Source organism: Paenibacillus sp. 2RAB27 (assembly GCF_052115445.1).
Taxonomy (GTDB): domain Bacteria; phylum Bacillota; class Bacilli; order Paenibacillales; family NBRC-103111; genus Paenibacillus_E.
Genome location: NZ_JBFRGR010000041.1, coordinates 1 through 19,077, shown reverse-complemented (window position 1 = coordinate 19,077; position 19,077 = coordinate 1). Strand labels below are relative to the sequence as shown.

Genomic DNA, 19,077 nt, shown 5'->3' with positions numbered 1-19,077 from the left:
CACCGAAATGGTGAAATTTAACTGTAGATTTTCCAGTTAACAGGTAGAGTAGGTGGGGATAGGGGGCCATATTACAATTTATACCTTGGATTTTACTGCTGGTTGCCGTAGTATATATGGTTTAGAAAGAGAAACGACTAACGGATGGAGCAAAATAATGAAGTCACTAGAACACTATTGGAATAAATCATATCAAAGGCTAGGCCTCAAACCTACTTTCGATAATTGGTTGGACAAATACTGGCAAGAATACTTATCGACAACAAGCCGTGCAGATCTTATCGTTGATCTTGGTTGTGGTGTCGGTAATAACGCCAAGTACCTTGTAGAACATGGACTGTCGCCAATCGCTTGTGATATCTCCGAAGTGGCAATTCGTACATTGAAGTCATTCCTGCCAGATATTCAAACGCTTTGTTTGGATATGGCAGAGGGGCTTCCTTTTCCAAAAGATTCTGTACAAGTCCTAATTGCTGATCTCAGTATTCATTATTTTGATGAAGCGACTACCCATGAAGTCATCCGAGATCTCCATAACGTGCTCAAAACAGAGGGGATTTTACTTTGTAGGTTGAATTCAACCAATGAAATGAGTAATAAGGGAAATGTCATGCCAACGACAGATCGCTATTTAATGGAATCGGAAGGGATTTATCGAAGATTTTTTGATCGAGAAGAGATAGAGCGATTTTTTGATAAAGAAAAATGGACTTATCTGCATATGGAGGAATATGAAATGGATCGATATACCAATAAGAAGATACTGTGGGAAATTGCTTTACAACCACGCAGGTAAGTGAAAAGTCATGATAAAGCAATAAGTGGTCAATTTCCGCATGCAGAATCGTAAAGGATTTGGTGCTGGATGAGCGAACCTCTAATATATACATGTGTATCATCAAGTTGGACCATAATATCGAAGCAGAAAAGGGGATTCCAATGAAACAGATTGGCATTGCACTTATTGGTTGCGGAGCGATTTCCGGCTTACATTTGAAAGCTATTTCACAAATACCGACAGCGAAACTAGTGGCCGTAGTTGATACGAACGCCGAATTAGCAGCTCAAACTGCTGAAACGTATGACTGTGCGTATTACACCGATTATCTCGACATGTTGAAAAATCCTGATATTGACGTCGTTCACATATGTACGGCACATTACCAGCATGCGCCAATGGCGGTTGATGCACTACATGCGGGTAAGCATGTTCTTACTGAGAAGCCGATGGCTGAAACGAAAGAAGCGGCACTAACGATGTTACGTGCAGCAGAAGCGAATCCGCATGTACAGCTTGGTGTTATTTTCCAAAACCGATATAATCCGGCCTCCCAAATCATGAAGAAAACCGCCCAATCCGGTGAATTAGGGAAGTTGCTTTGTCTTAAAGGAATTGTCACTTGGTCCAGAGATGCGTCCTATTATCAAACAGAGTGGAAAGGGAAATGGGCAACAGAAGGCGGTGGCGTCCTAATTAACCAGTCTATTCATACGTTGGATTTACTGCAATGGATAGGCGGCGAAGTATCTAGTATTAAAGGAACCATGTCGACGGATTCCCTTGAGGGAATTATTGAAGTAGAAGATACCGTTCATGCACACCTCACGTATCGAAGTGGAGCAACGGCTATCTTCTATGCAACGAACGCGTATGGGGTAAATTCCCCTGTTGAGATTGAGCTTGTCTTTGAAAAAGGGAAACTCGTACTCACGGGTGATACGTTGTATCGGGTGATTGATGGTGTGCAAACGATGCTGACTTCACCAGAAACGACGAATCTAGGGGCCAAATCGTACTGGGGAATTAGTCATGGTACTCAAATTGCTGATTTCTATGACCATTTATTATCGGATCGCAGTTACGGTTTGAATGGACCCGAAGGCTTTAAGGCATTCAATCTCGTCATGGATGTGTATGAATCGGCTAGATCTKGGAAACGAATTAGTTATCTATAACAACCTGGTAGAACTGGTTCTAGGTTTCAGCTCGAAACTCTGTTCCATCGTCACGGAAATAAAAGGCAATCTCATCGGTGATCGTACTCATGCGAATGGATATTCTTGTGAACTCTTCAATGATTCCGCGATCGACTTCACAGAAAACACCATTCTCATCTGTTTGCCACACGGATACCGTTGTTTGAGATAGCGCTGCTGTGAATAGATCTCCATCGGATGTCAAGGTCATCATCATGAATATCGCCMTCCCCTTCGGTCGCCGCCTCAAGACGGTTGGATCGTCTGTACCATTGTTATTCGTTCAGTTATAACTTGAGTATATTCGCAGTTATGTACGACATGCGAATTTGGCGAGATATGTTCTTATTGTACTATGTAATTCTTGTCGTTACCCTTTGGTAACGGCTTTTTACTGTTCCAAGCAAGAATTGGCCAAAACATCTATCACGGTTTATCTACCAATTCAAATGGTCATAATGGGGAAGGGATGAGAATAAGGAGGGATTAACATCATGCCAGATGATGCAACGATTCCTATTGACCCGAATGTTGAAATAAACCTTGAACGAATCATGATGGATTTAGGCGGAAGCGACGATGTCGTCATTCGAGAGATACAGGATGATGGCACTTTGATCGTAGCAGCCGCAGTAGTATATATCGATGGACTTTCCGATACGTTGGCCATAAATACGTATATTTTCGATGTGTTAAAAATGATGGTAAGGAATGTCACACAGGACGCACATGGAGAAAGTCTGGATACAGAAACACTTGCCAAAGAACTGCTGACAGGATTAGGCTCCATTCAAACCGTAGCGGATATGGCAGCTCTGTATGAGAATTTACTTTCAGGCGAGGCTATTATTTTATTTAATCAGCAGCACTACGCCTATCGCGCAGACATTCGTAAATGGAAGGGACGTGATGTTACTGAATCCACCAACCAGACGTCCGTACGTGGTCCGAGGGAGAGTTTTACAGAAACACTTCGCACCAATACTGCGTTAATTAGACGTAAAATTAAAGACCACAGACTGTGGCTGGAGACGATATCCATTGGTCGGATGACGAAAACAGACGTAACGATTATGTACATTAACGGGATTGCTAAGCCTTCCGTAATCGAACTCGTTCGGTCAAGATTAAGAGCAATTGATATCGACAGCATTTTGGATAGCGGATATATCGAGGAATTGATTGATGATAATAAATTTTCACTCTTTCCAACTATTTATAATTCTGAGCTCCCGGACTCCACGGCATCCCAGTTATTAGAGGGAAAGGTGGCGATTCTCGTAGATGGTACACCTAATATCTTGCTGGTACCTACACAGCTCGTTACTTTTTTTCAATCAGCAGAGGACTATTATCAACGAGCCTATTATGCAACTCTGCTTCGGATACTTCGATTTAGCGCAGTGTTTATTTCCTTGCTATTGCCTTCCATTTATATCGCAATAACGACTTTTCATCGTGATATGCTGCCAGCTTCCCTGTTAATCGGACTGGCAGCGCAACGTGAAGGGGTGCCGTTGCCCGCATTTGTGGAGGCGTTAGTCATGGAGTTGACCTTCGAGATATTGCGAGAAGCGGGTCTTCGCATGCCAAGAGCAATTGGACAAGCCGTATCTGTCGTAGGCACACTTGTCATCGGACAAGCTGCAGTAGAAGCGGGAATTGTCTCGGCAGCCATGGTTATTGTCGTTTCAGTAACGGCCATTTCAACCTTTACGTTGCCAGCGTATAGCATGTCGATTCCAGTGCGTCTGCTTCGGTTTGTATTTATKGGGGCTGCGGCAAGTTTTGGGTTATTCGGGATTGCCATGGGGATGTTTGTGTTATTACTTCATTTGTGTGCTCTTCGTTCTTTCGGAGAGCCTTATATGTCTCCATTTTCACCATACCGCAAAGCAGATTTAGAGGATTCGCTGGTTCGTTTACCGAGATGGCTTGTGTTTAAGCGTCCTGAGACATCACTAGATGAAGGCAGCGAAAGAATACGAAAGCGTTAGTTGGGAGGCGCTTTAGGGTGAAATATAAATTAACTGTCTTGATTCTTTGCTTACTCATGCTAACTGGGTGTTGGAGCAGACGTGAATTAAATGAGCTGCTTATTGTACTTGGCGTCGGTGTGGATTGGAAGGATGGCGAGTATTTGGTGTCCTTTCAAGTTGTTAATCCAAGTGAAATATCTGCCCAACGAAGAGGTGGGGATCGTCCGCCTAGCACGCTCTATCAAGGTAGAGGGAAGACACTATTTGAGGCAGCGAGGTCGTTAACAGCGGAGGCACCAAGGAAAGTCTACATGGGACATTTGCAAATGTATATCATTGGTGAGGAATTAGCGAAGCGAGGGATTAAAGATTTCCTCGATAATTCAGTCCGTGATAATGAATTGCGGATGGATTTTAATATCGTTGTAGCAAGAGGAGATATGGCTGAGAATATTTTGAAACTATTTACACCCGTCGAGAAATTACCTAGTTATAGTATGCAGCAATCCTTACAAACTTCACAGAAGTCATGGGCACCGACTGTTGCTATGACCTTGGATGAAGCGTTGAATAAGTTGTCCAGCAAGGGTTTCGAACTCGCGTTAACTGGTATCAAATTAATTGGTGACACGGCCGTTGGTGACAGGAAAACAAACGTAGAATATTTTCAGCCGCCTAGCCGATTCCGCTACACGGGGATTGCAGTGTTTAAAGATGACAAATTAATTGGTTGGTTAAATGAGCAGGAAAGTAAAGGATATACAGACATTACAAACAAATTGGATAGCACATCTATTGAAATTCCTTGTGCTGAACAGAAATATACGGGAATTGAAATTACATCATCTGATTCTAAGTTAAAAGCAGGCGTACAGGACGGGAAACCTGTGATAGATGTGTCCATTCGTGCGGAAGCGAACATCGTGAGTAGACAATGCAGAGATATCGATTTGACGGATCCGCAAACGATCAAACGCCTAGAGCAAGAAACGAAACAAATCATACAGTCGAATGTGGAAGCGACCGTTGCTAGGGCAAAGAAGATGAAATCGGATATTATTGGTTTTGGTAGTCAGCTAGGAAAGGATCAGCCTGCGTATTGGAAAGAAGTTAAAGATACGTGGAATGATGAGATGTTCCCTCAAACAAATGTCAATTATAAGATCGGATTGTTTATTCGAAAGACGGGTACAATTGGGAATTCAACCATGAAATAGCTATGGAGAAAGGCTTGGTCTTGGATGGCGTCTGTACTCACCGTTCTTGCTTTAGCCGCGGGTACGTTCTGGCTAGATGCGCCTAAATTATTACGTCAAAATCATAAACGAGAATTAGTTATTTTCATCATATTCCTGCTAATAGCTAGCGTGTTGTATATATTACTCACATTAGAGATTGTGATACCAAACCCATTTAAAATAGTTGTTTGGATGTTCAGTTGGATCGGTTAATTAGGCTGGATGCAGGGACAAGGAGGTTCGAGTGAGAACATTTGACAATGCTACCATATCCGTACGCCAGTTTACGATTTTAATCATTCTTGGCGTAATCGGAGATTCGATTCTCATTCTGCCGACCATTCTCGCAGCTGCTTCCAAACAAGATGCATGGTTGTCTATGTTGTGTGCCATACTCCTTGGTTTCGTAGCAGCGGGTATTTTCGCGGGTATCGCTAACAAACTTCGGAGGCGGAGACTCTTTAATCTCCTAAGGTTAAATCTTGGGGTTTGGATTGGTAGTTTAATCATCGTACTATTTTTGTTCGAGTTCTATATGTGTTCGCTAACTTTGTTAAGTGAGATGAGTCAGTTTATGACAACGCAATTAATGCCAGAAACACCTATTAATGCGATCATCGCTGTATTCATTTTGGTCATTATTATCGCCTATAGGTATGGTGTTGAAGCGTTTGCACGAATGGGAGAGCTGCTATTTCCAGTATTTATGCTCTTCTTCCTAGTTCTCTTTGTTTTATTACTGCCGCAAGTGGAATTCTCAAACTTGAAACCTATTGCGGCAGAAGGAATGGGAGTAATTTTTCAGGGAGCAATCATGGCTTTTGTTACTGCTTTTTCAGAAATGATTGTACTACTTATGCTTGTATCCAATGTTGTAGGTTCTACATCACTAACTAAACCAATCTTAATCGGTTATGCAATTGGTGGTGCCATTTTATTTATCATTGTGATTTTGTGTGTACTTGTGTTAGGTCCAAATTTAATGGAATCGAAATATTATCCGACCTTCGTACTCGCACAGAAAATTACGATTGGTCATTTCTTGGAGCGGTTAGAGGCTGTTATGGCTTTTCTATGGTTCATATCGGTGTTTTATAAAACGCTACTCCTCTTTTTCTCATTAACCTCAGGCTTTGCTGAACTGTTTCAATTAAAGGAGAGTCATATGCTGACCATACCAATTGGCATGCTGCTACTCGTGGGAACAGTTGTGGGTACGCCTAATATTACGGAATATAATGCAATTCTTGAGTCCTACTATGTTTATTTCGACATTACTTTCTGTATCGTGATTCCCGTATTGATGCTCATTTTGTTTTATATCTTTGATCTCCGAGATAAACGTAAAAAGGGATCAAGGAACGACACTGAGTTGCTGACGGAATCGTGATGTTTCTATCATCTCTCAATTGGGCAAAGCATGATCCGCTTTCATACCATGCCTTTCAGGACAAGGAACATAAACTATCTAGTACTATTAATATCATTGATTGGGAAGCAACGATCAACAATGCGTTGAGAATAAAAAAAGATGCCTCACGAACCATATAGGCTGCGAGACATCTGTATTTATTAATAAGCTAAAGCGAATAATCCATGAATGTGTGAAAGATAACGAACGTTACTTGCTTCCTTCATAAGTGTAGCAGGTAAGCCCTTTAACTGTGTGTTCTTACCGCCGATTGTGCCAATGCCATCTTTACGACCAAGGCTACCTAGAGTTCCAGAGAACACAGGTACGAATTTATCCATGACGCCGCCTTTAAGTTGAACGGACAAATTGTAACCAACCGTCTCACCCATTTGCCATGCAAGTTGAGCAGTTGGAGGATATGGTCTTTCGCTTCCTTCAGGGAATACAACTGCGCAGTCACCAGCCAAGAAGATATCCTCGTGTGATGTGGATTGTAGTGTCGATGTCACCGTAGCCCGGCCGCGATCTTCTGCGATCCCACAGCTGCCGACAACTTGGTTGCCTTTGACGCCGCCAGTCCAAATAATCGTGCTCGCCTCGATCGTTTGCCCGCTTTTCAACGAAACCGAATTACTCGTAGCTTCAGTGATCGCAACACCCGTCAAGAAGGTAACGCCACGCTTCTCAAGACTTGTGACAGCACGCTCAATGAGTACTGTTGGGAACACAGGAAGAATGGCTGGGCCTGCTTCCACACAGTAGATGGAGATATCATTGAAATCAATGCCTTTAGCACGGCAAACTTCAGGAAGCTTATCTGCAAATTCACCGACAAGCTCAACTCCCGTTAAACCACCGCCACCGACCACAATCGTCGCATCCGCCTTATTCCCAGAAGCTTTATAAGCGTCCAAGCGAGCTTCAACATGAGCACGAATCCGGTTAGCATCAGAAGCTGATTTCAGAATTAAACTGTTCGCTTCCAATCCCGGAATGCCGAAGTAGTTCGTTTCACTACCAAGTGCTACAACTAGTGAATCGTATTTATGTACGGCACCGCTGCTTGTAAGGACTTGTTTCTCATTCGGTTTAATTTCTTGGATCGTGTCAACCACGATATTGACATTTTTGTCGCCTAGCAGTTTCTGAAGGGGAAGTGCAACGGCCTGTTCTTTAATTGTGCCGCCTGCTAATCGATGTAACTCGGTAATGATTTGGTGCGTTGAGAATTTATTAATGATCGTAATGTTAGCTTCTGAAGCAGATAAATGTTTACGTGCAGTTAACGCAGTCAAGAGACCACCGTACCCGCCGCCAAGAATTAATATTTGTTTAGCCATCGTTACCATCCCTTGTCCGGATTAATTTTTTCGTTCAGCGAGTACGTTCAAGAATGCTTGAGCAAATCGAAGTGTTTTCTGCACTTCAGGGTCTTTCAGCATTTTCAACATACCGAATAGACCGATGGTTGTACTAACATCAGCTTGCGACCGCTCACCAGCTTCAATAGCTGCCGATGCGATGTTTTTTGCTTTCTCTTGCACAGGTTTTACGAATTCCCCAATACCTTGGGCAAAATCATTTATAAGTACTTTGTCAGTCGCTACATTTTGTGCGAAATCGTAAGCTTTGGTAAGCATGTTAACCATTTCAGCTAGTTTAGGGAGATTATCTACCAGAAGTGTTAACGATTCTTGCACCTCGGGTTTCAGTAATTGGTCAAGTACGTCTAATGATTTGGGTTCAGCAACAATTGAAACGGGTACTTCTTGAATAGTTGATGTCTGAGACATATGACAAATCCTCCTTTGCGTAGAAAAAAACGTATTACATTATTCTACACCTTTTGACAATAAATTTATAAAGGCAGATATTTCAAATTKGTGAACAAATCCTATTTTTGTACACAAGTAGGACCGTTTGCACCTTGAATAAGGAAGGGATGCTATACACGTTGAGCGTAGGGCATCCGTTTCTGTTCATTACATGATTGAATTCTGATGTATCTTCACGGTTTGCCTACGAGAATTTAGTTAAAAGTTAGCTTGCACAGGATTTATCTCATTTGCATCGAATACAATAATTGTAAAATATGTTGTAAATGAGGAAGGGCGTACACGATGATATTTGGGATATTTATCTTAGTCGCAATAATAGGCATCATAGCTTCACTTGTAATACCAGGTTCAGGTTCAAGTGGTGGGAACCGCAGGTCTCAGTCGAATTTCAACAACCACACGACGACCATCAATCCCATGCTTATGGATAATCAAAGTCAGCATCAGCTGAATAACAATCAACCTGAACTTAATTATGATTCGAACGGTACATCAACAGACAATCGTGCAAATTGTGATAATAATAGCTCAGGAAGTACTGACAGCGGAAGTAGCTGGAGTTCAGACAGTGGCAGTAGTGGCGGATTCGATAGCGGTGGTGGTGGCAGCAGTGATAGTGGGACAAATAGCAGTGATTAGAGAATCCTTCGGGGTTCTTTTTTGTTATTGTGAAATTCGAGCCTTCGGCTGCAATAAAGCCCCAAAAGGGCCTTATTTCTCGCCAAGTTGCCCGATCACTCCAAGAATCGTAAGTAATCTTCGCTCTCACTGACTTCCGATAGCCGGAACGCAATTGGCGATAGTCCTACCATTTTATGAAATACCTTCCCGAAGTAGCTCAAGCTTGTATAACCGCATAAGGCTGCAATGTGTGTAATGGACAGTCCATGATCGCGTAGCAGCTCGGCGGCCTTCTCGATTCGTCGGTTACGGACATAATCCATAGGGGTTATGCGGAAGTAGTGGGGGAACATTTTGCATAAATAATATTTATCCAGCTGTGCGACTTCTGCTAACCGATCCAAGGAAAGGTCATCAGCAATATGGTCCTGGATGTAAGCGGCGACGCGCTTGTAGGCGGAGGGAATTTCTAAATTTGTTGGCGCGTTTCCATCCAATAAACAACGTTGCAGGGAAAGCATCCACTCATAAATGCGAAGCGAAAGATCAAATCGGTCTTTCAATTGGTTCTCCGCTGTATCTGAATACAGTCGCCATAGAAGCTGAATTGGAGCCGCATCAGGATGGATTTCAAAAACAGGCCCATACGTTTGAAGCAAATCTTGTCGCAACCAATCCTCTTTGAACCCCTCAAAACGAATCCACATAAACTCCCATTGATCGCACAACGAGGCATCGAATGCATATTCATGATCGCTAGGAATAGCTACCATAAATGCATGGCCTTTCGGGACGGTGTAATGCTTTTTCCCAATGCGAAGTTTACCTGCGCCTTTAATTGTCCATTGAAAAATGACCCCTTGCCCGCCACGCTTTAGTCCGTTCCATTGGTAGTTCTCGTCAGTCACAGAGCTGTGCCCGATCGAGTTGAGCTTAAATAGGTGGCGATTTGCATCTTCCGTGTATCGAAAGCCATAAGATTTATGCACAATATTTTACCACCAATCATCAAGATGTTACTATATTTTCTATCCTTACTAAGATATATAATGTCCGTATTGGTTAATATTTTACCACATTGGAGGCTACGGAAGATATGGTGGATATGGTGCTTAAGGAATGGTTGGATTGTTATGTTCGTGTTGAAGGGACTTATTTGCGGATTGGGAATGCCAAGATGGAAAGGAGTTTGTCGTTTGCCAGCGGCCGTCCAGTTAATGTCTCTATTTTAGATAAAAATACAAAGCAGGAATGGCTCGCAGCAGAATCCGATACCCCGTTGTTTCAAATACCAGGATTATCTGATGAGCAGCAGCCGGATGCCATATTCATTTCGAATTTCGTTGAGAATGACTATGGCGTATCTCAGCCTTATCTACAAACGAATGTAGATATGCACTTTGAAGCGATAGCTTCTATCCGACGATTAACTTTGAAGATCTATCCTGATGCACCATTCATTAGACACGAAATAACCGTGATACCAGATCGTCATGTCAAAAGCAATCTTACCCCGCCAGATAAGGAACGATATCTCGCCTGGACAAAAGAAGATTTCGATGTAAAAAGCACTCTTTCCACGACAGCACTTCAATTAGACACGAATAATAAGCAACATCACGTCGTGCTGGCTGATTATTGTGATCATATGGTACTTCGAGATCTACATTGCCGATGGACATCTATTCAATTTTTAGATCAGACTGATACGAACAATAATCTCGTAAGTCGTGACACGGGTTTGTTATATATCAATGAGAAACGAAGCGTACATGGTAATCTATTGTTTCTTACGAAAACACTTCATGAGAGTGGTTTATTAATTATCAAAGAAGGTCCAACACCATTGGGGGAATTCGGTAAGACTCGCATGGAATTTCAATTTCGCGGGAAGCGTTTGAGTCTGGAAGGGACGGGGATCAGTGAAGAAGATCTCCAACAAACACAGGAGACGACCTCATACGGTGTAACCATTGGTGTTTATGATGGGTCTATACTCGGCGGATTTGACTTACTGCATAGGTATCATCGCAATCTTCGTGCACACAATTCGGATAGAGATAGTTTCATGATGAGCAATACGTGGGGGGATCGTTCGAAAGATGGCGCAATAAGTGAGTCGTTCTTGATCAAAGAATTACAGGCAGCTGCTGCTCTTGGTTTAAGTATCTTGCAAATTGACGACGGGTGGCAGAAGGGGGTAACGAGCAATTCTGTGCATGCAGCAACGAAGGCGAATGGAGGGTTGTGGAGCGATTATTATAGTGGCGATGGCGATTTCTGGGAGGTTCATCCGGACAGGTTTCCGAGTGGGCTTGAACCTATCGTTTTGCTTGCCAAGGAACTTCGGGTTGATTTAGGCTTATGGTACTCACCAGACTCTGTACATGACTTTATGAACTGGGAAAAGGACATTGCTAACTTATTGCATCTACATCGCACTTACAATATTCGTGCATTTAAACTAGATGGCATAGAGCTACGCTCTAAGCTGGGAGAGATTCGGTTATTGAATTTGATGCGATACGTTCAGAAAGCGACCAACGGGCAAGTTGATTTCAATATCGATACGACCGCTCAGAAGAGACTAGGATTTTTTGGGCAAACCCAATATGGCAGTATCTTCCTTGAAAATCGTTACTCCGATTGGAAAAATTATTATCCTCACTGGACGCTGCGCAATCTTTGGATGTTAGCTCCTTATCTACCATCTTCGAGACTGCAAATGGAATTCTTGAATGTGAATCGCAACACAGATAACTATGCGGAAGATCCTTTAGCTCCTGAAACATGCGGGCAAGTCTATGCGTTCGCAGCAACAGCGTTCTCGAACCCATTAGCCTGGATGGAACTAACGAGATTAGAGGAGCAGCAAATGGATTGTTTGTCTAGAACTATTCAGGCGTTGAAACCATATCATGCTGAGATCTTAGCTGGACAAGTTTTGCCAATTGGTGAAGAACCCTCCGGGGCTAGCTGGACAGGCTTGCAAAGTATTTGCAGCCCAACGCATGGTTATGTCCTTATCTTCCGCGAGCTGCATGAATCTGACTCCGCAGCTATGAAACTTTGGGGAGTGAGTGGTGCCGTAAACGTAACCGAGCTGATGCGAATGGATGTAAAAGATGAAGTGCTAATTCCTCAATCGCAGCTTCAAATGGTCTGGCAATCGACTCCGCAAGGAGAATATGTGGTCACACGACCAGCACCATTCACTTTCATTATGTATCGATACGACAAGTCATCGATTTCTTGAGAGTTAGATTCGCGACGGCCCCATTTTACGGTAGAATCATCCCAATTGTTGCAACTTGCTCAGGAAAAGATTACGATCGAAGTGCAAGTCAAGATTTGATTCAGTAAATTCGCAGCGTAAAGCTGCATTGGCAAGGTGAGCTCATGAGTCTATTTGTTAAGCAGGAACAAGTCGTTTCCAATTCTATACATGTGATGGATACGCAATGCCCCTTTTGCAGTGTACAGTGCAAAATGCAAGTCATCGAAGATCGCAGCGCCGCCAATGGACAGTCCCTTTATTCTGTTGTGCCGATGTCAAATCAAGCATCAGAAGGGCGACTTTGCATCAAAGGCATATATGCATATCAGCATGTACTTACAGGAGAACGCCTACTTCATCCGATGGTGAAGCGCAATGGTAGGTTTGAGCGAATTACTTGGGATGACGCCTATGAGCTAATCGCAAGTAAATTTAACAACCTCCGTGATGCGTATGGCAACCATACCGTAGGGTTATATGGCGGAGGATCACTCACAAATGAATCTGCTTATGTATTAGGGAAATTCGCGCGTGTTGCCCTGCAAACGAAGTACATTGATTATAACGGTAGATTTTGCATGTCGGCCGCGGCATCAGCCGGGGTTAAAGTATTCGGGATTGACCGAGGGTTAACGAACCAACTTTCGGACATTGAAATTGCCGAGTGTATGATACTGGCGGGAACGAATATTGCGGAGTGTCAACCGACGTTGATGCCTTATTTTAAAAGAGCGAAAGAGAAGGGTGCCATCATCATAGCCATTGATCCGCGTGAAACGGGTACAACGCGTATCGCCGATATTCATTTGCGCGTGAAGCCTGGGATGGATGCGACTTTGGCCAATGGGATGCTCAAAGTTCTGCTTGAGGAAGGTTGTTTAGACGAAGAATTCGTAGCTAATCGAACTACTGGGTTAACGGAACTTAGAGCGCATCTCGATTCGCTTGATATGGAGGAGATCGCCCACTTAACCGGAGTGCCATCTTAGTTGATTCGTAAAGCCGCATTGAGTTATGGCAAAGCGCAGACGGGCATGGTGTTTACAGCAAGAGGCGTGGAGCAGCAAACGGATGGCCACATGGCGGTTCGAAACTTTCTGAATCTCGTGCTTCTTACTGGTAAAATTGGCAAACCTGGCTGCGGCTATGGCGCCGTCACAGGACAAGGAAACGGGCAGGGCGGAAGGGAGCATGGTCAAAAAGCAGATCAGCTTCCAGGCTACCGCCTGATTGAAAATCCAGAGGATCGCGCTTATGTCGCGAATGTGTGGGGCATCGATCCGAGCGAGTTGCCTGGCAAGGGAGTTTCAGCCTATGAAATGATGGAGAAAGTCCATGAGCAGGAGATCCGGGCTTTATTCGTGATGGGCTCGAATCCACTCGTCTCGAACCCCAATGCAAACTTCGTAGAAGAAGGCTTGAAGAAGCTCGATTTCCTTGTCGTTGCGGACTTCCTCATCTCCGAAACGGCACAGTTAGCTGATCTGATTTTACCGGTAACAGCCTTTTTAGAGAATGCAGGAACGTTAACGAACCTTGAGGGACGCGTGCTTCTAAGAGAAGCTGATCTTGCAGCACCTGGTGAAGCTAAGCATGATTGGCAGGTTCTCTGTGAGCTTGCTGAGCAGCTTGGAAGAGGTCAATTCTTTCAATTCACACAGGTGGAAGATGTCTTTAATGAGCTTCGACTAGCAAGTCGTGGAGGAACAGCAGATTATTATGGCATTACGTATGAGCGATTGCGGAAGGAAGAAGGCGTCTATTGGCCTTGTCCAGAAGAAGGGCACCCTGGTGCCAAACGCTTATTCGAATCTTCTTTTCCGCTTCCAGCGGGAAGAGCGCTTCTCACTACCGTGGAGAATCATTTGCCTAAGGAACAAACCAGTGAGGATTTCCCGCTGTATTTGACCACTGGCCGAGTTCTCGTACATTATCTAACAGGTGTGCAAACACGTAAAAGTCCATCATTAGCCGCGAGAGATATGGAATCCTTCATGGAGATCCATCCAAGTACAGCGAAAAAGCACCATATCGAGGATGCGACACTTGTGAAATTAACGTCCAAACGCGGTGAAATTCACGTACGTAGTCGATTTAGTGACGCTATTCGCGAAGACACCGTGTTCGTGCCTATGCATTGGGGTGATACCCAGAACGTTAATAAATTGACGAATGATGCACTCGATCCAACATGCAAAATGCCTGGGTTTAAAGTGTGTGCGGTACAGGTAAGCCCGTTAGTATCTGAATATGTATAAAATGAATAAACCGAACTCATCGATCTCTTGCAACGGTGAGTTCGGTTTTTTTATGATTGAGTAAGATGATAAGCATATTCCATTGGTCTACGATACAGATCCTTATGTTTAAAACCCTTAAGATCCTCGTATATATTTTTTTGAGGCTTTCCATTTAGTTCAATAATCCATAATTTACTTTGTTTGTCCAAAACAAAGTCCACACTCAGTTCTCCCAATGATCCCATAAGAGTTTCTGCTTCTTGAGCGGCCATTACACTTAATTCGTACAGAGACTGTAGGATTTCAGTTGCTTTTTCAGGCGAAAGTATTCGCTTGAGAATTTCTGCTGCATCATATACGCGTTCACACATACTTGTGTTAAAGTAACGCTCGTATGCCACTCTACAAGTGATGTTGTATATCATCCACTGACCAACATTCCCCTTTTGAACAAGGACACGGATGTCAAAATATTGACGATCAAGTTGAGTCATTTGAATCCCTTGTTGGACCAAGTAGTTCTTTCCTCCGAGGAGAACATCTAACTTTTCCTGAATGCTTTCATTTTTCCTGCAAATAACTCTTGGAGCTAGACTGTGTAAGGAAATATGAATATCGTCATTATTTGTACGTTCGATTCGATAGACTGATGTCCCTTTAGATCCATAAATTGGTTTTATAAAGAGAAGATTATTATTGTCTAATAGTTCTGATATGTTCACTTCATTATATTGAAATGTGTCGGGTATATATTCCGAAAGATTTGATTGGTGTAGTTGGTTATGAAGATCCCATTTATTGAAATGATTGATTGAATTGAAACACTTATTCTTACCTATTATTTTCTCTAGGCTTTGAATGGTCATTGAGTCTTTGTTATAACAACGGTTATAGACGACACGAGGGAAAGGGAACATACGTTGTATCCATTTGCCATTTTTCAGGCTAAGTCCAATAATACGTTGCTTTTTCCACCGTATATCTGCTGGAGTGAAAGCATAAAGTCTCAGGTTTTGATTTTGATAACGCTGACAAAGACCCAAAATACTTTTTCTACTAATCCTTTTAGTTACCATAATACCTATTAATAGGCGCTTGTCCATTCCTATCACTCCCTGCCATCATCCATCTTTAATAATGAATGCTAGCGCGGTCATTTTGGTATGGGACAATCACATAAAAGAGCTGATTTTTGTTGAATAATTAGCTTTATTTTCCACTTTTACTAATTTGGTAGGCATTTACTGTGTCTATCTATTTAGGCTTTTAATATGATGAAATACGCTTGAAAATAGGGAGATGAGATTAGTATGGGGAAATGTAATTGCCCGCCAGGTCCTCCAGGGCCAGAAGGCCCACGAGGGCCCCAAGGAGCTACAGGGGCGCCAGGGGCAGCAGGTCCTACGGGAGCACCAGGACCAGTAGGAGCACCAGGACCAGCAGGAGCGACGGGAGCAAAGGGAGCTACGGGGCCAGAAGGGCCACGAGGTCACAAAGGGAACGAAGGGCCTGAAGGTCCACGAGGACCCAAAGGGCCAGAGGGACCAGAAGGACCCAAAGGATCAACGGGAACAGCGGGAGCTACAGGAGCTACAGGAGCTACAGGTACAGGAGCTACGGGAGCTACCGGCCCAGCAGGTGCAACAGGAGTTACAGGGCCAGCGGGTGGTCCGCCGGGACCAACTGGCGCAACAGGCCCAGCGGGAGCAGCAGGTGCAACCGGATCAACCGGAACAGCGGGAACCGCGGGTGCTACAGGAGCAACAGGAGCTACAGGTGTAGGAGCAACCGGAGCAACAGGCCCAGCGGGTGGTCCACCGGGACCAACTGGCGCAACAGGCCCAGCTGGAACAGCGGGAGCAGCAGGACCAACCGGAGCCACAGGCCCCGCAGGTGCGGCTGGTGCTGGAGGATTAATTCCATTTTCAACTGGTGTTATTCTCAGTGGTGCTACAGTCGTATCTGCTGCGCCAATTTTAATGGGTTTTGGTAATCATACGGTTGAAGTTATTAATGGTGCTGGAGAATCAACGATGCCGCCAGAAGCAGGTGGTTTTGCATTCCCAATTCCCTTTAATGGAATTATTCGAAATTTACAAATAAGCGCAGATTTATTGGTTGCTTCAGTGGCCTCTATAAATGTGACACCACTTGTATATGATTTCACAGTTTTCAGAGCTCCTTCATTTCCTAATAATGGGGTTAGTCATCTTGCTTCACAATACTTGACAACTCCACTGACTAGCTCACTTACTTTTGGAGGTCCTGGTAATACGGTAATTGCCGGTACTTTCTATGCAGCAACGAATATTAATCTCGGAACATTAGGTGTCGTAGCAGGTGATCGGATTGGTATTCGTATAAGGACGAATGTAGCGTCTAATCCTTCAGCAGCTGATATTACTCAACTCTCTTTTAGTGCAAGTCTTTCTTATACGCCTAGTTAAAAAACGTAGCCGCAAATATTGTTGAAGTCTTGGGGTAAGCGATGCTTATCCCTTATTTCATTGACTGAAATGAGGCGCTTTCAAGCATAACATATGAATGGGAGAGAGTAGAATGAGGGTGGGCTATGGACTCACCGAACCAAGGTTTCTTTACCGAATATGAGCAATATCCCTGTTCCTATTAAAATAACTAATGCAAACATGCCAAATATCCATGCGTAGCCAATATCCGTTTGTACCATTGCACCTACCAAAAATGGTGCAATCACACTACCTATCCTGCCGAAGCTAGCCGCAAAGCCTGTTCCTACGGCTCTTATTTCTGTCGGGTAATTTTCTGGCGTGTACGCGTACAGTGCTCCCCAAGCTCCTAAATTAAAAAAGGACAGTAATGAGCCCGTTAATAAAAGCATAGAGATGCTGTTACTTAGCCCGAAACCAACTGACATTACCCCGGAAAGAACAAGAAAAACGGTTAAAGTCCGCTTGCGACCCCATTTCTCCACAACATAAGCGGCTGTAAAATAACCAGGCAGTTGGGCTAGTGTCATGAGAAGTACATAACGAAAGCTCTGAATCATGGAGAAACCTTTATCGACCAAAACGGAAGGAAGCCAAAGAAACATTCCGTAATAGGAAAAAGCAATGGCGAACCAAACAGCCCAAAGTGCAATGGTCTCTCTTCGATAAGTAGTGAACAACACCCCTAATTTAATCGGGCGACCACGATGATTACCGAATTGAGGCGATTCTGGAACCGCTCGCCGGACCCAAAAAGCAAACAATACGGGGATTGCCCCGATCATGACAGCTGTTCGCCATCCTAACGCCGGGATCACAAAGTAAGCGAGGACAGCCGCTATAATCCAGCCTGCAGCCCAGAAACTCTCCAGCAACACAACAATTCGCCCTTTTTTATCGGGCGGCGCGAATTCACTAACAAGTGTAGAGGCAACAGGAAGTTCAGCACCTAACCCAAGACCCATTAAGAAACGGAGTATAAGCATACTACCGAATCCGCTTGCAAACGCACTTCCAAAGCTGAATACACCAAAACACACTAAGGTCAGCAAAAACACGGGACGACGCCCAAACTTATCCGCAAGGTATCCGCCGAAAGCGGCACCGATTGCCATGCCAATCAGATTGACCGAACTGAGAAGCCCTGCCTCTTGGGCCGTGAGTGCCCACTCTTTGCGAAGTGCAACAAGGATAAAAGATAATAAACCGACATCCATGGCATCAAATAACCAGCCAAACCCAGCAGCCCAAAAAACTTGACGAAAGACGAGTTTGGGATCCTTTTTATCGCATACTTTGGTGATGAAGCTTCCTCCTTTATGTACTAGTCGCGTTTACCACTACTTCAATTCATTTATATTTTCCCATTTATTACTTAGAAGATACGGTGTTATGCCTGTCCAGTGAGAAAATTTGGAAGAGAGGTACCCATAGAAGTCGAATCGGTTATAATAGGAATGAATTGTAAACGACAGCGGGACAAGTATTTGAAGGAGCGCGATAGAGATGAAGCGTACGACGATTTTAATCGCAGATGATGAGGCGGAGATCGCTGATTTGGTTGCGTTACATTTGGAAAAAGAGGGCTATCACCTCATTAAAGTATCCGACGGGAAAGAGGCTATTCAAGCGATTGAGTCACATGCCATTGATCTGGCGATTCTAGATATCATGATGCCGAAGATGGATGGGTATGAAGTGACGCGGCAAATTCGAGAGCGCTATTCATTGCCGATCATTTTTTTGAGTGCCAAATCCTCTGATTTAGATAAAATTACGGGGTTAGTTATGGGCGCAGTCGATTATATGACGAAACCGTTCAACCCTATGGAGTTGGTGGCTAKGGTGAATGCACAGCTACGGCGATCTATTCAGTTGAGCCAGCCGGCAGCAGCAAGCAGCCCCGTATTGGATGTGGGAGGTGTGACCATCGATGCGGATCAAAGATCTGTTCTTCTATATGGAGAGAAAGTCGAGCTTACGCCGAAAGAATTTGATATCCTGTACCTTTTAGCAAGTCACCCT

Annotated in this window: 15 protein-coding genes and 1 pseudogene; 10 read left to right on the top strand and 6 right to left on the bottom strand. The window is 43.8% G+C overall.

Annotated features, from left to right (window positions below; translation table 11 throughout):
* The first annotated feature begins 157 nt into the window (after positions 1 to 157).
* Positions 158 to 796 (top strand): class I SAM-dependent methyltransferase, encoded by a 639-nt coding sequence (locus AB4114_RS31160; RefSeq protein WP_441991895.1) that lies wholly within the window; start codon positions 158 to 160, stop codon positions 794 to 796.
* A 143-nt stretch (positions 797 to 939) separates the two neighbouring features.
* Positions 940 to 1,956 carry a Gfo/Idh/MocA family protein gene (locus AB4114_RS31155; protein ID WP_441991894.1) on the top strand — a complete coding sequence of 339 codons (1,017 nt, stop codon included), beginning with the start codon at positions 940 to 942 and terminating at the stop codon, positions 1,954 to 1,956.
* Positions 1,957 to 1,975: 19 nt separating this feature from the next.
* Here the strand turns inward: AB4114_RS31155 and AB4114_RS31150 are convergent, their stop codons facing one another.
* The gene (locus tag AB4114_RS31150) at positions 1,976 to 2,194 is read right to left on the bottom strand and encodes a hypothetical protein (RefSeq protein ID WP_171630507.1); all 219 of its coding nucleotides are present in this window, start codon (positions 2,192 to 2,194) and stop codon (positions 1,976 to 1,978) included.
* Between the two features lie 277 nt (positions 2,195 to 2,471).
* Between AB4114_RS31150 and AB4114_RS31145 the strand changes: the two genes are divergently transcribed.
* The 3 genes from AB4114_RS31145 (at position 2,472) to AB4114_RS31135 (ending at position 6,584) form a co-directional block, all read left to right on the top strand.
* Positions 2,472 to 3,974, top strand: coding sequence for a spore germination protein (locus AB4114_RS31145; protein WP_441991893.1), 1,503 nt, complete (start codon positions 2,472 to 2,474; stop codon positions 3,972 to 3,974).
* Between the two features lie 17 nt (positions 3,975 to 3,991).
* On the top strand, positions 3,992 to 5,173 hold the full coding sequence (locus AB4114_RS31140; RefSeq protein WP_441991892.1) for a Ger(x)C family spore germination protein: 1,182 nt from the start codon (positions 3,992 to 3,994) through the stop codon (positions 5,171 to 5,173).
* 265 nt (positions 5,174 to 5,438) lie between these two features.
* A complete protein-coding gene (locus tag AB4114_RS31135) occupies positions 5,439 to 6,584 on the top strand; it encodes a GerAB/ArcD/ProY family transporter (protein WP_441991891.1) in 1,146 nt (381 codons plus the stop codon).
* Positions 6,585 to 6,766: 182 nt separating this feature from the next.
* Here the strand turns inward: AB4114_RS31135 and AB4114_RS31130 are convergent, their stop codons facing one another.
* Together AB4114_RS31130 and AB4114_RS31125 are read right to left on the bottom strand one after the other, a co-directional pair.
* Positions 6,767 to 7,948 carry an NAD(P)/FAD-dependent oxidoreductase gene (locus tag AB4114_RS31130; RefSeq protein ID WP_441991890.1) on the bottom strand — a complete coding sequence of 394 codons (1,182 nt, stop codon included), beginning with the start codon at positions 7,946 to 7,948 and terminating at the stop codon, positions 6,767 to 6,769.
* A gap of 21 nt (positions 7,949 to 7,969) precedes the next feature.
* The gene (locus AB4114_RS31125) at positions 7,970 to 8,401 is read right to left on the bottom strand and encodes a DUF1641 domain-containing protein (protein ID WP_441991889.1); all 432 of its coding nucleotides are present in this window, start codon (positions 8,399 to 8,401) and stop codon (positions 7,970 to 7,972) included.
* A 327-nt stretch (positions 8,402 to 8,728) separates the two neighbouring features.
* On the opposite strand from AB4114_RS31125, the gene AB4114_RS31120 reads away from it, so the two are divergent.
* On the top strand, positions 8,729 to 9,085 hold the full coding sequence (locus AB4114_RS31120) for a hypothetical protein (protein WP_441991888.1): 357 nt from the start codon (positions 8,729 to 8,731) through the stop codon (positions 9,083 to 9,085).
* Positions 9,086 to 9,180: 95 nt separating this feature from the next.
* Here the strand turns inward: AB4114_RS31120 and AB4114_RS31115 are convergent, their stop codons facing one another.
* Entirely contained in the window at positions 9,181 to 10,056 is an 876-nt protein-coding gene (locus tag AB4114_RS31115) for an AraC family transcriptional regulator (RefSeq protein ID WP_441991887.1), read from the bottom strand.
* Positions 10,057 to 10,163: 107 nt separating this feature from the next.
* Between AB4114_RS31115 and AB4114_RS31110 the strand changes: the two genes are divergently transcribed.
* Together AB4114_RS31110 and nasC are read left to right on the top strand one after the other, a co-directional pair.
* On the top strand, positions 10,164 to 12,323 hold the full coding sequence (locus AB4114_RS31110; RefSeq protein ID WP_441991886.1) for an alpha-galactosidase: 2,160 nt from the start codon (positions 10,164 to 10,166) through the stop codon (positions 12,321 to 12,323).
* Between the two features lie 143 nt (positions 12,324 to 12,466).
* Positions 12,467 to 14,602: pseudogene (gene nasC, locus AB4114_RS31105) on the top strand (assimilatory nitrate reductase catalytic subunit NasC).
* 50 nt (positions 14,603 to 14,652) lie between these two features.
* On the opposite strand, the gene AB4114_RS31100 reads toward nasC, so the two are convergent.
* The gene (locus tag AB4114_RS31100; protein ID WP_441991885.1) at positions 14,653 to 15,687 is read right to left on the bottom strand and encodes a YheC/YheD family endospore coat-associated protein; all 1,035 of its coding nucleotides are present in this window, start codon (positions 15,685 to 15,687) and stop codon (positions 14,653 to 14,655) included.
* Between the two features lie 207 nt (positions 15,688 to 15,894).
* Here AB4114_RS31100 and AB4114_RS31095 point away from each other — a divergent pair, with 207 nt between their 5' ends.
* Positions 15,895 to 17,031 carry a collagen-like protein gene (locus AB4114_RS31095; RefSeq protein ID WP_441991884.1) on the top strand — a complete coding sequence of 379 codons (1,137 nt, stop codon included), beginning with the start codon at positions 15,895 to 15,897 and terminating at the stop codon, positions 17,029 to 17,031.
* Positions 17,032 to 17,162: 131 nt separating this feature from the next.
* Here the strand turns inward: AB4114_RS31095 and AB4114_RS31090 are convergent, their stop codons facing one another.
* Positions 17,163 to 18,356: an MFS transporter gene (locus AB4114_RS31090; protein WP_441991918.1), complete on the bottom strand. Its 1,194-nt coding sequence runs from the start codon at positions 18,354 to 18,356 to the stop codon at positions 17,163 to 17,165.
* Between the two features lie 202 nt (positions 18,357 to 18,558).
* On the opposite strand from AB4114_RS31090, the gene AB4114_RS31085 reads away from it, so the two are divergent.
* Positions 18,559 to 19,077, top strand: a 519-nt coding sequence (locus AB4114_RS31085) for a response regulator transcription factor (protein ID WP_441991883.1), incomplete at its 3' end; no start/stop codon positions are given.

Excerpts from the sequence above, each read along its gene's own strand:
- AB4114_RS31125 (WP_441991889.1), bottom strand. The coding sequence starts at position 8,401 with ATGTCTCAGACATCAACTATTCAAGAAGTACCCGTTTCAATTGTTGCT.
- AB4114_RS31110 (WP_441991886.1), top strand. The coding sequence starts at position 10,164 with ATGGTGGATATGGTGCTTAAGGAATGGTTGGATTGTTATGTTCGTGTT.
- AB4114_RS31100 (WP_441991885.1), bottom strand. The coding sequence starts at position 15,687 with ATGGACAAGCGCCTATTAATAGGTATTATGGTAACTAAAAGGATTAGT.
- AB4114_RS31120 (WP_441991888.1), top strand. The coding sequence starts at position 8,729 with ATGATATTTGGGATATTTATCTTAGTCGCAATAATAGGCATCATAGCT.
- AB4114_RS31150 (WP_171630507.1), bottom strand. The coding sequence starts at position 2,194 with ATGATGATGACCTTGACATCCGATGGAGATCTATTCACAGCAGCGCTA.
- AB4114_RS31095 (WP_441991884.1), top strand. The coding sequence starts at position 15,895 with ATGGGGAAATGTAATTGCCCGCCAGGTCCTCCAGGGCCAGAAGGCCCA.
- AB4114_RS31160 (WP_441991895.1), top strand. The coding sequence starts at position 158 with ATGAAGTCACTAGAACACTATTGGAATAAATCATATCAAAGGCTAGGC.
- AB4114_RS31130 (WP_441991890.1), bottom strand. The coding sequence starts at position 7,948 with ATGGCTAAACAAATATTAATTCTTGGCGGCGGGTACGGTGGTCTCTTG.